The sequence below is a fragment of the Sivoneniella epilithica UHCC 1019 genome (assembly GCF_040830845.1).
Classification (GTDB): Bacteria; Cyanobacteriota; Cyanobacteriia; order Leptolyngbyales; family Leptolyngbyaceae; genus ULC077BIN1.
This window is the reverse complement of sequence record NZ_JBFPDP010000034.1, coordinates 44,631-58,505: the sequence shown is the minus strand read 5'-3', so window position 1 is coordinate 58,505 and position 13,875 is coordinate 44,631. Positions and strand designations below refer to the sequence as shown.

The following is a 13,875-nucleotide window of genomic DNA, read 5'->3' as shown; positions in this document are numbered from 1 at the left end:
AAACTCAAAACTCAAAACTCAAAACTCAAAACTCAAAACTCAAAACTCAAAACTCAAAACTCAAAACTCAAAACTCATTGAGAAACTCTCTGTTGGAGGCTGTCGGGGCGATCGCTGGTTGGGGTATTAAGTGGGGTGAGGGCTTGAGTCCATTGCTGTCTTTGGGCGGCGAAGTGGAGCAGGTTAATCCCCCATTCTTGGGCAGAGCGCAGGGTTTCGCGGGGAATGGGCGGGTTGGCGCTGCGGCTCCAGCATCGGGTTAAATCACCAAGCATTAGAACCAATCCGCCCCAGGTTCTTAGAATGATTGGATAGCCTTGGCAATCGGGCAACTGGCTAAAGGTGAAGGGTTGCCAGTATAAGGGGTGATCATCGGCTAGCAGTCCAGTTTCAGGGGAGGAGATTCCGAGGCGGGGGGCGATCGCGGCGATCGACTGTTCAACAGTAGCAATCTGTTGGGTAATGGCGCTCTGGTTAGCGGCGATTTCTTGCTGAAGTTGAACCCCTGTTTGATTGAACAGATCGCGATCGCGTTCCGCTTCCAATAGCCCCAACCGGAGTTCCTGCCCAATCGTCAGCAAATCCAATAAATCTACGGTATCAAAGTCTGCCACTGCTAGCACCACACCGCCCTGTGCCAAAAAGGTCTGCAACCGCTGTATTGCCGAGGTGGGCAGCGTCAGCAAAATCGGGTAGGGAATGTGGAGCAACTGACAATCCAGGGCAAATTCGCGTCCCAATGCCTGCCCTGAAAAGGTTCGTAAAGGCAAATCGGCGCGCAGAGTCGGATATAAACCAAGTAGCGATCGCAGTAAATCGGTAAAACCACGTTGGGTCAGCGTTTCTGTGGGGTCGCTGGTGATCAGCCCAACTCGGACTCGAAACTGGGGTTGGGGTTGAGGCAAACGGCGATCGCGAAAATCAAGCTGGTTCCAACTGGGGGCAAACACATTGGGGGGTGCCTGAAGGTGGGTTACGCCTGCCTGCAAATCGATCCGGCACAGTTCCACATCCTGGGAATCAAGATGGAGTTTTTCCACAATCCGAAAGCTTTCAACTTGAGTCTTCGCCGTGGGATTGCGCCGCAGGTCATCGGGGTCAACATAATTGACCACGAGATACACCACAAGAGCTTGTCCCTCGTTGGGAGTGGACGTGAGGCGAAACTCTTCCGGCGATCGCACAATAATTGGGTTTCCCGCAATGTCGATCGCCACGCCGGGTTGAACTTGCAGCAAGCGTCCATCGGGTTGATCGGGCACGATCGCCACGCCTAATCCATAGACAATTCCAGGTTCATAGAGGGATTGGTAGTGAAAGTTTTGGCGATGACGATGGTAGGTATGGGCGTGTTGCCAGCACTCCGCATTGATCGGCATTCCATCCCTAATTTGCCAGCGCTCAAATAGTTCCAACCGAGGATAGTCGCGGGATTCAGACATGAACAAGATCCTCAATGGGAGCGATGGCTAGGTCATAGGTGCAGACTGCGGGTTTTTCCTGGTCAATGATCGATCGCACCAGCAGTTCATCCAAAAATTGTCCCTGGTTGGGGCGTAGTGTGACGTTGAAATGAAAGGGTCTGCCGCCGCCTAAAATCGCGTTGGGACCAAAATCACTCTTGCCTAATACCAGCCCGTTTTGAATGGAAGAGACAATCTGAATCGGCTGCTGTTCGGGCGATCGCGTTGGGTCGTGCTGGGGCAATCCCGTATACAGATGCAGATAAAGCTGCAATCCTCGCTTGGTGCCCCGCCACCGATAGATTTCCATTGCCCGTCGAATCAGCGATCGCTGCTGTTCCACGCTCCAAGTGACTTCGTTTTGCCAGCCCACCCACTGCGCCAAAAATGGTAGGAGCGATTCTGGCGCGGTTAACGGATCAAGATATGCCCAAAGGGTCTGCCAGGTATTCACCGCCGGCTCAAAGGATTGTTCAAATACCTTCAGCAGTCGCCCGATAAAATCGACTTCTTGATAGACCGCTGGCAAAAATTCGGGGTACAGGCTACGCGGTCTCAGAAACAGATAAAACGGTTTGCTTGCCAATAACTCGGATGGATCGTCCGATGCAGTAAACGACTCTAAGGACGAGTCTGCGGCTGCAAGTGCCTGAACTCGCAGTTCGGCTTGATAGTCCAAGGTGAGGGTTTGGTCGGGTTGAAGGACTTGCCGCGCCTCAAAAAAATTCGCCTCTGGCTGAAATCGCACCACCGCTTCAGCCGCTTGATTAGGTTGGAGTTCCAAGCCCTCGGTATAGAAGCGATACCAACTTGGAGGGATGCTGCCATTGATTTGTAGGCTATAGCGAAGTGGGCGATCGCCCTGATGCACCAGCCGCACCAGCAACTCTCCCACCTCGCCAGGACACAAACAGAGGCTAGGCAGCATTGAAGTTTCCGTGTTTGCCAGTGCGCCCCAAGTTGCCAAAGATGGCGCGGCACCCCCCACAGGCGGCGGATTGGGTACAGACATGGGCAATAGTTGTACACTCAACGTGCGGCGATCGGTCTGGCTCATGGCTCCAATTCCTCACCCAAAAACTGGATGCGGTGCGCCGACTGACGCTGGACATCTGCCCAGGAACAAATAACGCCCGTTAGCCCTGGATCAATCACCCCGCCCGTGACTAATTGGCGCTGCCAGCCCGTTTCCTGACGCAATTCAAACAGTTGCAGCGTTTCTAGATACTGTACCCCCAGGGTATTTTGGATCAGGCGCACGAGGTCAGATTGATACAACGGCACCCCCATTCCCCAACCCGTGCCCTGCCGTCCGCCCGTCAGCGGATTGAGCAATTGATAGAGCGCCTGGGTTAACTGCCGTCGTAGCTCCAGCCTGGCGGCTCCCTGTTGAAAGTCTGCGTCAACTCCCAACACCGCCTGCACGGAAACGCCCACATAGTCAGGCTCTTGCAGAAATGATTGGGTGCCCAACATGCAGCGATCGCCCAAAAATAGCTCAATCTCGTTTCGCAACGGCACACTCAAGCGAAACTGCTCCGGTGCAATGCCTTGCTCCAAGTCCGGCAGATTCACCCGTGGCACCACATAGACTGTCACCACTCCGGGCAGGTGATTTTCAGGCTGCTGGCGGGGACAGTAGACCCGCCCCACGGCGCGGCTGGCTTGCAGCGTCAAGGTTTCGTAATCCTCTGGGGTGACGGCTCGATTGCGCGTCCGCAGCATTCGGGGAACTCGCAGCACCGCCTCTTCCAGGCTTTCCGCATCGGCACCCTCGCGCCCCGGTTCCAAGTTTGTCACCTGTTGCACATAAGGCAACGCTGTTTTTAACACCCGCAGGGCATGACGGGGCACATTGCCGCGATCGCCTCCGCCTGTGCGGTAGGACACCATATGCAATAGGGCATTTTGGGGCGGCACTGCACCATAGTGTCGTTCTAGCGTTTCCACCCGTTCCAGTTGAGCCTGATTAAACGAATGTCCCTGCCACTGAACTTGCCGCCGGAGTTGCACCTCTTCTTGCAGATGCTTTGGCTCTCGAATCAGCGGACCAAACTGAACTCGTCCCGTGCGGGAATCGAGGGTGTAATGGCGATCGCTGGCACCGGAATTGGCAAAATTTTCGACCTCTTGCCAGCGCTGCGGCAGTTCTCCGGTTGGCGTGACCTGTAAATATTCCCCCTCGTGGCGCGCTAAAATTCCTTGCGATTGCAAGAAAAAGCTTTGTCCCGGCGTGCCGTTGCTTTCACCCACCAGTTCATTCAACACCCGCGAACATTCACTTGCCTGAGTGCGCCCACCCACAGACTGAGCCACCAGCGTGGTTAACTGGGGCGATCGACTGAAGCGATCGCTCTCCGATTGCTGACAGCGGCACCGGAGCCAGCGTCCATAGTAGCCTGCAAAGGTAGTAGACACCCAGGTTAAGGGCAAGTGGAGCAACACCTCCGCCTCTCGCAACCCCGACAGTCCTCGGCGTTCCACATCATCAAAGCTAAAGCCCCGGGTGCCGTCATCTTCTTCTCGTAGCAAGACAGGCTGCCATTCTGCACCATTCCACGCTTCCCACTGGCGCGGTGGTCGGTTGGGATTGATGCCCGTGGAGCCTGCGGGTTCGCCCTCAATTGTCAGGGAAATCACATTGCCGTCTAAGGGTTCGATCGCGTCAAACACCAGATAAAAACAATCGCCTGCCTGGGGCATCATTTGAAACACCGACTGCTGCCGTCCAGTCCAGCGCCCCAATTCGTCCCGCGTCCACTGATTGGTCAGCCGATTTTGCACCTGCTCCGGCAGTGCCCCTGCCCGTTCTTCCGTCAGAAAATGCCGAATCCACGGTAGCCCAATCCGCAATTCCTGATCGGTACTAAAGATAATGGCAGGCTCATTTTCTGAGTGTTCTGTTGACACTTCGATTCCCATGGGCACCACTGGCACCGATCGCAGCGCATCCTGGGGACGGGTAAGATAAAAGGTCAACACGGTATGCGCCGGGGCAGGAGGCTGGAGTTGAATTCCCAAAATCTCTAAAAACGCCACATAATTCCGGCGCGGCACCTGGTTAAACCTGAGCAACATCTGATCGGTTAACCAGGCAAAAAGCTCAATGATCGTCACGCCGGGATCAGAGGGATTATGGTTCGTCCACTCTGGGCAATAGCGCGGTAAGCGCAACAGGCATTCATCCACCAAATCCTTAAAGGTGCGATCGTCTAGATCCGATTTGGGTAGCTGAGTGAGAAAATCAAAATCCACAACCTCTCCCTTCACACAAATAATGCGATCGACTACTCAGATAACTCTGCGGGGACTAGATAAAAGGGATAGACCAAACTGCGGGTATCGTGGCTCTCCTTGGGACAATAGCGAATGGTGATATCGACCCGCCCCCGAATGGGATCAGGATCGGTCAACACGGCTTCTAAGTCAATTCGAGGTTCCCACGCCTCTAGCGCTTCTTCTACATACAGCCGCAGCAGCAGCAAAGTGTTGGTATTCAACGGGGCAAACACCAACTCCGATAGCCGCGACCCAAAATTAGGACGGTAGACCCGCTCTCCTAAGCTGGTACGCAAAATCAAATGGATGCACTCTTCCAGGTTTTGCTCTTCGGCACTGAGTTGGAGGCTGCCTTGCACGTTGGTTTTGAGCGGAAAGCTAATCCCTTTGCCAATATGAGATGCCATGGAGCGCTCCAGTCTTTTGCAGAAGTACCCCCAATGTATTGAACAACTGCCACTCTGGGTATTTGACAAAAGTTAGGGATTGCAAGTTTAAGCGTTGGGTTTTATTTAAAGTTTGACAGTTTGACGGGCGATCGCGCCTTTTCAACACAGCAGGCAATCGCATTCAGCAGTGATAATACGATCGCGCCTTCACCCAAAACCACCCGCGATCGCCCTCCCTCCAAACTCCCAAACGCGATCGCTCCTCTAGTTTCAACCACCTCTATCTAAATTGCATTCTTTCTCAAACGCGATCGCCCTGCTTTTCTTCCAATTGCGATCGTGTTTAATCTTCAAAGTGGGCGACCGCGCTGAAAAGTATTATGAATATAATCTGCTAAGTGAGAGGAGAGTGAGAATACCAGATGATCCATCTACCGATCCCTATCTCAATAAACTGTTTAAGGGTTATGGAGATGCCGAAATTGCTGAGCTACAGCAATACCTTTTAGAGTGGGAAGCGGGAACCTATGATAGCGTGGCGCACAGTGTAATTCACCATGCGGAGAGAAAGCAATTTGACCCACTCAAATACCTTCGTAAGGCGCATAATTTTAGCAAAAAAGGTGCTAAGAGAGTGCCCAAGTCTGGCTATCGGTTGGATGGTTCAGCCGTGTATCGGAAAGAAGACGGTTTTTTGATTGTGCGACCGGATCAGTACGGCGTTGAGAAAATTGTAACCTATGGTATCAATGAGGAATAAAGGGTATGGCACAGGTTCAAGACAAGTTAAAGGTTCAGCGGGAATATGCCATTCAGCTTTTGCATCAGTTGACGGATGAATACGCGATCCTAAAACCAGAGATGAATCAAATTTCTGGGCAGTATCCTGGTTCGGATGATGAGTTTGCGGTTTTGGAAGAGTTTGAGTTGTTAATTGTGAGTATTTGTGGATATGCTAACCAAATTCAGGCAATAGGAAGCGTTAAGCATTTAGATTCTGCGATCGCCCATCTTCAACAGCTTCAAGTCTTTGCTAATTCGACGATCGCTCAGTTCTATTCTGAAACAAGAGGGCACTATCCAAAAGTGCAGTCCTATCTACAAATGCTGGATTATTTACGGTTACTCACGTTGGAATATTTGCAAATGCAACAAACGATGCAACCAGTTTCTGCTTAGTCGGCGATCTCGCCTCTTCAACACAACATACGAGCGCGCCTTCACCCAAAACCACCCGCGATCGCCCTCATTTCAAAACCCCAAACAGCGATCGCTCCTCTAGTTTCAACCACCTCTATCTAAATTGCATTTTTTCTCACAAGCGATCGCACCTCCTTCAAGCAACATTTCCGCGATCGCTTCCTTCTCCTTTCAGCAACGATTGCCCTCTCGATGCTGATCTCATTCAGCAGCCATAGTAGATCGCTCCTCCCATTTCTCACTAACTGATCGCGCAGCGTCTACAAAGCAAAATCGTACCTCTTACCTAGGACAACGCAGATCAATAGTCAGTAGCAGCAGTAGAATTGTAGAGTGGGTCAGTGGCAGCGTAGCCCATTTATGATGTTGGGTTTCGTTGCTTCCAAGACAACCGCTACTAGCTCAATGTAGAGAAACTAAAGCTTCTGTATGAATTGATGATAATACTTTCAGCTTCAGTGTTTTACAGGATTTTTCAGGCAACAGTCATTCTTTCAGTAGGAATACCAAGTTGCTTGTTATGTCACTATAGTGTTCACAAACTTGCATTACCTATAACTCAGACTATATTTCCTATAACTCAGACTACATCTAAAGCCTACGCCAATCCTGCCCAGTATGATGACTCAAAATCTGTGGCAAAACTAGCAATAAACTCTATGGCACTCCCATCCATATCTCTCAAAAAAATCGTGGACAATACAAATGGCTACGGTAGCCGTTTGGCTTTTAGCCCTGACGGACATTTGCTGACAGTAGTCAACTCAGCGGGTGCCCTCTATGTATGGCGTGATCTAACTCCCTGGCAGACCCAAAGTCGCCCTGGTGAGTTGCTTGATCGCAGCATATTTTCAGCTATGGGCGATCGGATATTCGCTGCTCCTCAGGTGTTTCAGATCAACACCGAGCAATGGTTGCCATTCCCTTCAGTGGTCAAAGCGTTTACCGCAGATTTAGCAGAAGGAGACCCTCCGGGCGGCTTTGCTGCCTATGCCTCTGCCTGGAGCCTAGATGGACGAGACTTAGTAGTTTACGGCGAATATCGTCCCTCGCGACGATTGGGCGATCGCGACCATTGGAATGGTCCGAGCAAGCGGTTACTCCTACTAGACGGGCAAACTCGTCAACTCAAAAGCATTCTGTGGGAAGGCAATGGTAGCGAAGCCTACCGGACAATCGCTCTGAGTGAACGGTTTATTGCTGCTGCTGCCATTCACTTGCGTGTTTGGGATCGACAAACCCAACAGGCAGTAGCTGATCTGGGTGAGCATACCCTAGTGATTCGAGATTTGCAGTGGAATGCGACAGGCACTCTGTTAGCGAGTGGCGGGGCTGACCAGCAAGTGATTCTGTGGGATACGTCAACCTGGAAATCCCTACACCGTTGGCAGGCGCACCGGGGGGATGTGAAGGCTTTGGCGTTTCACCCCCATTACCCACTGCTGGTAACGGGCGGCGACGATCAACAGATTAAATTTTGGTCCTTGGAAGGAAAACTGATAAAAGCTGAGGCTGTCCAAGGGATAGTGGAAGGTTTAGCGTTTAACCCCAAGGGCGATCAGTTGGCGATCGCTCTTGGAGAACCTCAATTCAGCGTGAGAGTGTATCAGGTGCAGGTGCAGGAGACATCCGATTAACTTTATCAAACGGTTAGGGCGTGCGAAGAAGCTGCACTGCTGGCTTGTAAACAAAGGCGGTGCGATTACCAAATTCGATTCCATACCAGTTACTCACTTCACCGATGATAAATATCTGGTGACCGCTGGACAAACCACCCAAAATTGCCGATGTTGTATTCGGTCTTGCCCGGATTCGCAGCGATCGTACCGTTACTCCACCCCGGCGAGTCATTGACTCGATGTAAAAGTCATTAGTGCCATCGCCATCAAGATCGACGTTGGGGGCAGGAGCGAGTGGCGCACTACTACCACCACTGGCAGCGGCGGCTGCACCTAAGCCAATATCTTGCAAAATACCTTGTTCGGTAGAAAGCCCTGCCAGCAACCCATTAATGTTGAGACCTGCGGGGAAAGTGCGACCACCTCCTGCTACTGATCTCAGGTATTCTCGACCAGTATCTCCAGCGTTTATCCCCCCTTGTGTGACGTGAATTAACGCCAGCTTCAGATGATTGGCTGGCGGAGGGCTAGCTGGGGGCAGCAGCAGAATTTGAGCCAAGTCAGCGCCTAGAAAAGCCGTATCGACAAAGGTAGAGGCTTGTAGACAGTTGAAATGTTGCAGTTGATTCAATAGATCAGTGCGCTTGCTAGGGTCAGTTTTTTGCCACACTTGATAGACGACCAGAGGAATATGGTGCTGCGCTGCCCACTCACTGGTACTTGCCAGACTGGTAAATAAGGTGTGGAGATGGGCGGCTGGCAAAATGCGATTAATCGTCCCAACGCGACATTCATCGCGGTGCTTAAGCTCAGAAAGTCCGCCGACAGTTTGCGCCAGTTGATTCATTAAGTTGGCATTAGTGGAATTGCTGAGGACAATGCCATAGGCAGCCTGGATAATTTTTTCATCCCAACTAGAACCATAGGGAGCGCTTTGGCGATCGCGTACCGCCTGCAAACAGCGCGCTTGATCCTGCGCCCAACATTCCACCACAGCCCGCATGGCACCTTCTGGCTCCCGCCCCTCACGCACATAGGTGAATTTGTCAGCCGTCATCGCTGGGTCAGATCCCCCCGCCGGAATGATATCGAGTAGCCCAGTGACTGGGTCAATCATCCCTACCTGTCCAAAGGAGGCATTAGATCCCCTTACCCCCACATTTACGCCTTGGGCAGTTGCCATATTTTGTAGATGGGTAGCCAGACTGGGATTGGTGGCGATCGCTTGGTTAATTTGCTGCTGTGCCCTAGCGGGATCGGGATCGAGGGAGCCGGGTACGGTATTGGAAGCGGTTAGACAGGCATTGAGGACAATGCGGGCATTGGGACCCGATTCCATATTTTGCAGCAATGCCTGGAAAAATGACTGGGTGCGCCTAGCATTGCCATCCAGATCGATCGCATCATCTCGCTGTCCATGAGTATCGGGATCGTTGACGGTTCTACGATCAAGCCTCCCAGCCAATTCCATCACTCGAGCATTGCCATGTCCGGCAATCATTACCTGGCTAATGCGATTATTCCTACCATAGCGCCGAGCCAAGGGGCGCAACTCTCCTTGAATTTCTGCCAGGGAACTCCTCCCTTCAAGCATCAGCGTTAGGTTGTGACTGTCAGTAATCGCTGCCGTCAAGTTAGGATCGCGGTGAAACGCGCCATTGTGGTCAAAGGTGGAATGCAAAATCAATGCCAGAGGCTTAGCCTTACTGGTATTGCCCTGGTTTTGCACCAGCCGATCGAGGGCAGCTTTTTCAAATCGATGAAAGTTGCGAACCTGATGCAAGCGTCCCTGATAACTGATGGGGTTAGCCCCTTCACCATGCAAGCTTAAGAAGGAATCAATTTCGCTGCCATTGTTGGCGTGCAAAACGGGATGACAAACTCGATTGTAGTTAACCAGGGCATCGACTTTATTGGCGCTGATCAGATCCTGGAGTTGGGTTTGGCTACCATCCTCTTTGATGATGGTTTGAATGACTGCGCCTCCCAGTCCGGGTTCTAGTTTTTGTAGAGCTTTACCCCAATCCATCCCCTTGTTAATGTCATCCGTTTGGTGCAACTCAACGGTGGGAACCGCTTTAGCTACGGCTCGACTATAAGTCCGCAGGGGGGATGTCACCGTCGGGACAATGCCCTTGTCCTTGAGAGATTGAACTGTCATGGTGCCGCACCCATTCAAAATGTTGGGCGATCGACCAAATTCTAAAATTGTTCTCAGGCTTCTTTTGTCAGCCACACTTAAAGCATTAGGAGCAGGACTATTGCTCCAGTCCGCCTGATTTCTGGCGTAGCTGTCAAAGTCGTTTAGAGTCATGGCATAGATTGCCGCTGCATTGTGGTAGCTAGATGGAGTTGCAGGAGGAGTCGCAGGGACTGGTGGAGCAACTGGTGGAGCAACTTGCCGCTGAAGAATCGGGTTCGGTATAATTCCAGCCGATTCGCTTGAGTCCGAGGCTGGCTTTCTTTGCAACCCCTTTTGTTGCACCACATGGGTGAGTTCATGTCCTGTTAACTCATCCTTGGCGGGAGCTTTGCCTGCACCGTAATAGATGTGGGAACCGTGGGTAAAGGCTTGGGCATTCAAGTCTTGGTTCATCTGTACAGCGTCACTACCTGTATGAACCTTCACCTGGCTAAAGTCGGCACCGAAACGGGGTTCCATGAACGATCGCACCTCATCCGGTAATGGGCTTCCCCCACCCTGACTATTACTTAGCCGATTTTCAAGATTGCTCCCTGCTTGAAAACCTGCATCAGGCGATCGCTTCGTTTGCACAGGGTTAGTTTCGTCTTCTTCTTCCAGTGCCATCTCCCGTTGAACAACTTTGGCTTGAACGGGTTCAGATTCTTCTTCCAGTGCCATCTCCCGTTGAACAAGTTTGGCTTGAACGGGTTCAGATTCTTCTTCCAGTGCCATTTCTCGTTGAATTTGTTTGGCTTGAACGGGTTCAGATTCTTCTTCCAGTGCCATCTCCCGTTGAACAAGTTTGGCTTGAACGGGTTCAGGTTCTTCCTCTTCTTCGGGTGCCATCTCTCGTTGAATTTGTTTGGCTTGAACGGGTTCAGATTCTTTCTCTTCTTCTGGTATCATCTCCCGCTGTACGAGGGGCGTAATCGTCGCAGCTAATGGTTTCGTTTGCAGTTCCTCTTCTGGGATTGCCTCACGCTGGATGGGCTGCTGAATGGCAGAGTCGGGGGTACTCATCACCTGTTCGGCGACACGATCGGCTTCCTGCTCATAGACATCATTCGGCGCACCCACCTTTAGCTTTGCCTGAATGTTTCTGAGAACACTGGGCGTTGGGCGCGTTCCGGGATCATGGGAGAACCAATCGACATTTTTGAAGTCGAATCCGCTGGTTTGTGGCGGCACCGATTCGGGTTGTTGATGAATCTCATCGCCCCATGGTCGCGGCTTGATGGTAGCAACTACGCGATCAGATGACTCAGTATTGCTGCGGCGTTGGAGGGAAGAGCGAGTTTGCATGAGCATTCACCAAACGGGGCAGGGGTGGGAAAAATGGGCGTTGCTGAATTGAGGTATGAATATCAAAATTCGCCCTCACCCTAGCCCTCTCCCGCTGGAGAGGGAACAAGACTTCTAGCTCCCTTCTCCCGCTGGGAGAAGGGTTGGGGATGAGGGCAAATCATGCTTGCATTCAGCAACACCGAAAAATGAGGGATACTGCGATCGTGGAGCATTTTGCCAATCTTAACAACTTGACTAAAGTCGTAAGGATCTCTATTGTCCAATCAAGACGGTGATCGCATTGGGGGCGATCACCCTAAACTGAGATGACCTGAATTTCCACAACTTGATGCATGGGTTTAGTCGGCTTTTCAGCTATTTGCGTTCAATCACCCAGAAGCCCTTCGCATGTTTTTCTAACTCAGTGTGGGAAATGGTTTCAATATCGGCTGATTCACGATTACCAGGATCAAGGACGTTATAAGTCGTGCCCATTTCATCAATCCCACTAAGCACCATATAATGGCCCTCGTAGCTTTTTGGTGTTCCATTTCGTTTCTGCCCTGTACAACTCTTACAGAGAAAGATTACAAGATTGCCACTGCGAAGTTGAGCTTTGGCTTTAGCCAAATCAATTCTGTGCCCCTGAAAACCAGGCCATTCTGTTTCAACATTAGTAACCATGGGATCTCCAGCAGTACCATGACCGCAAATCCGACCATGGGTTTCAGCATACTTAGCTGTTTCGGGTGGTGTAACAATTTCAAATTTTCCTGATGCAGCCAAGCTTTCTGGATCTTCCTGGTAAAGAAAGTTCAACACGATCGCCAGTGAGGTTGGTCCACAGCCACCTTCTTTAATAGTGCTACAGGCTTCATTGTCACCATAGCGAATTCCTCCCCATTGCTTATCCCCTTGTTCATATTCCACCGCCGATGAAGTTAATGTAGTGGCTAGTTTTTGCTTGCGCTGTTCTAACTCATCTTGACGAAACTGTAACAGGGTTGCAATGAGATTCCCTGGATCATTCTTTGAATTCAAGGACGATCGTTGAGCCTCAAGCTGAGCCAGTTCATCATCAATAGAGCCTACTTCATGCCGCATTTGCCAACGCTTCAGGGGGCGTAACTGCTGTTGATGTTGCCGATGTTCTTGCTCACGCCTGATCAATTCATTCCCAAGTTCATCGGTTTCAGGATGATCGGGAGAACTGGAGGGATTGGAACCAATACGTTCCTGCAACGCAAAAATTTCCACATCCAAAAGGGTAATTCGTTCTTCTAATAGATCGATCAGTTGGGAACGGCTATCTTCAAGAAAATCGATCAGTTGGGAACGACTATCTTCAAGGAATGACGCTGAGTTGAGTTCCTGCGCTAATTTTAGGTTCTCCTCAGTATGAACTGTGATTTGGGCAGCCAAATCTTCCAGCCGAGTCAAACGTTCGGGATTAGGTCCAGTTTCAGAAACTGATACCCCTTCTTCTCCCCATCGAGATACTCGATCAGGCAGCATGGCATCAGGAATTACCGAGATATGGCGCGAGATTGGGGTTTCTTCCTTCTTGCGCTGCACTTCAGCTTCCTCATTTTCGCAAGCTGAACACTTTAGCTGAACGGTTGTCTGTTCGGATGCGTGTTTTGTTTGAATGGCACCCGTTTGTTGCACGACGTGGGTCAACTCATGGGCAGTCAGGGCATCGTTTCCAGGAGATTTACCGGAGCCAAAGTAAATGTCTTGTCCATGAGTGAAGGCTTGGGCATTCAAATCCTGGTTCATCTGAACCGATTCGTTGCTAGTATGGACTCGCACCTGGCTAAAGTCGGCACCAAAGCGCGGTTCCATGAAGGCGCGCACCTCCTCCGACAATGGGCTTCCCCCACCCTGACTGTTACTTAGCCGATTCTCAAGATTGCTCCCCGCTTGAAAACCTGAATCGGGCGATCGCTTCGCTTGAATCTTTTCCTCTTCTTCGGGCATTGCTTCCCGTTGGATAGACTGCTGAACAGCAGAGTCGGGCGTACTTATCACCTGTTCGGCAACCCGGTCTGCTTCTTGCTCATAGACATCATTCGGCGCACCCACCGTCAGCTTTGCCTGAATGTTTCTTAGGACATTGGGCGTTGGGCGCGGACCTGGATCATGGGAAAACCAATCAACATTTCTGAAGTCGAATCCGCCGGTTTGTGGCGGCACCGATTCGGGTTGTTGATGGATCTCATCGCCCCACGATAGCGCTTCGCGCGACGAAGTCGTTCGCGGCTGAATGCTGGCAACCACGCGATCAGAAGACTCGATGTTAGCGTGACGCTGGAGAGATAAGCGAGTTTGCATGATCGATTCACCAAACGAGCGGGGTTTGGGAAAAAGGATGTTGCGATCGTGGATCGGTTGTCTCAGTTTTGGCAACTGGACTAAAGTCAGGGGCACAGACAGATCCGAAGTCAACAAAATCC

At 51.2% G+C, this 13,875-nt stretch carries 10 protein-coding genes; 3 read left to right on the top strand and 7 right to left on the bottom strand.

The features are described 5' to 3' along the window. Window positions 1–74: 74 nt before the first annotated feature. The 5 genes from AB3R30_RS18575 to AB3R30_RS18555 all read right to left on the bottom strand — a co-directional run bounded on the left by AB3R30_RS18575 (window position 75) and on the right by AB3R30_RS18555 (window position 5,409). Window positions 75–1,442 (bottom strand): hypothetical protein, encoded by a 1,368-nt coding sequence (locus AB3R30_RS18575; RefSeq protein WP_458650702.1) that lies wholly within the window; start codon window positions 1,440–1,442, stop codon window positions 75–77. Further along, a complete protein-coding gene (locus tag AB3R30_RS18570) occupies window positions 1,435–2,520 on the bottom strand; it encodes a phage tail protein (protein WP_458650701.1) in 1,086 nt (361 codons plus the stop codon). The genes AB3R30_RS18575 and AB3R30_RS18570 overlap by 8 nt, the downstream gene beginning before the upstream one ends. Continuing rightward, window positions 2,517–4,718: a putative baseplate assembly protein gene (locus tag AB3R30_RS18565; RefSeq protein WP_458650700.1), complete on the bottom strand. Its 2,202-nt coding sequence runs from the start codon at window positions 4,716–4,718 to the stop codon at window positions 2,517–2,519. Before AB3R30_RS18565 ends, AB3R30_RS18570 begins: the two co-directional genes overlap by 4 nt. Before the next feature lie 32 nt (window positions 4,719–4,750). Then, on the bottom strand, window positions 4,751–5,149 hold the full coding sequence (locus AB3R30_RS18560) for a GPW/gp25 family protein (protein ID WP_458650699.1): 399 nt from the start codon (window positions 5,147–5,149) through the stop codon (window positions 4,751–4,753). Window positions 5,150–5,250: 101 nt separating this feature from the next. After that, the gene (locus tag AB3R30_RS18555) at window positions 5,251–5,409 is read right to left on the bottom strand and encodes a hypothetical protein (RefSeq protein ID WP_458650698.1); all 159 of its coding nucleotides are present in this window, start codon (window positions 5,407–5,409) and stop codon (window positions 5,251–5,253) included. A gap of 11 nt (window positions 5,410–5,420) precedes the next feature. On the opposite strand from AB3R30_RS18555, the gene AB3R30_RS18550 reads away from it, so the two are divergent. The 3 genes from AB3R30_RS18550 to AB3R30_RS18540 all read left to right on the top strand — a co-directional run bounded on the left by AB3R30_RS18550 (window position 5,421) and on the right by AB3R30_RS18540 (window position 7,968). Next, window positions 5,421–5,891 carry a hypothetical protein gene (locus tag AB3R30_RS18550; protein ID WP_458650697.1) on the top strand — a complete coding sequence of 157 codons (471 nt, stop codon included), beginning with the start codon at window positions 5,421–5,423 and terminating at the stop codon, window positions 5,889–5,891. 5 nt (window positions 5,892–5,896) lie between these two features. Next, on the top strand, window positions 5,897–6,310 hold the full coding sequence (locus AB3R30_RS18545) for a hypothetical protein (protein WP_458650696.1): 414 nt from the start codon (window positions 5,897–5,899) through the stop codon (window positions 6,308–6,310). 680 nt (window positions 6,311–6,990) lie between these two features. Then, window positions 6,991–7,968 (top strand): WD40 repeat domain-containing protein, encoded by a 978-nt coding sequence (locus tag AB3R30_RS18540; protein WP_458650695.1) that lies wholly within the window; start codon window positions 6,991–6,993, stop codon window positions 7,966–7,968. A 13-nt stretch (window positions 7,969–7,981) separates the two neighbouring features. On the opposite strand, the gene AB3R30_RS18535 is transcribed toward AB3R30_RS18540, so the two are convergent. Beyond that, the gene (locus AB3R30_RS18535) at window positions 7,982–11,437 is read right to left on the bottom strand and encodes an eCIS core domain-containing protein (RefSeq protein ID WP_458650694.1); all 3,456 of its coding nucleotides are present in this window, start codon (window positions 11,435–11,437) and stop codon (window positions 7,982–7,984) included. A 357-nt stretch (window positions 11,438–11,794) separates the two neighbouring features. Further along, window positions 11,795–13,870 (bottom strand): eCIS core domain-containing protein, encoded by a 2,076-nt coding sequence (locus AB3R30_RS18530; RefSeq protein WP_458650693.1) that lies wholly within the window; start codon window positions 13,868–13,870, stop codon window positions 11,795–11,797. Window positions 13,871–13,875 lie beyond the last annotated feature (5 nt).

Excerpts from the sequence above, each read along its gene's own strand:
- AB3R30_RS18560 (WP_458650699.1), bottom strand. The coding sequence starts at position 5,149 with ATGGCATCTCATATTGGCAAAGGGATTAGCTTTCCGCTCAAAACCAAC.
- AB3R30_RS18570 (WP_458650701.1), bottom strand. The coding sequence starts at position 2,520 with ATGAGCCAGACCGATCGCCGCACGTTGAGTGTACAACTATTGCCCATG.
- AB3R30_RS18540 (WP_458650695.1), top strand. The coding sequence starts at position 6,991 with ATGGCACTCCCATCCATATCTCTCAAAAAAATCGTGGACAATACAAAT.
- AB3R30_RS18575 (WP_458650702.1), bottom strand. The coding sequence starts at position 1,442 with ATGTCTGAATCCCGCGACTATCCTCGGTTGGAACTATTTGAGCGCTGG.
- AB3R30_RS18545 (WP_458650696.1), top strand. The coding sequence starts at position 5,897 with ATGGCACAGGTTCAAGACAAGTTAAAGGTTCAGCGGGAATATGCCATT.
- AB3R30_RS18535 (WP_458650694.1), bottom strand. The coding sequence starts at position 11,437 with ATGCAAACTCGCTCTTCCCTCCAACGCCGCAGCAATACTGAGTCATCT.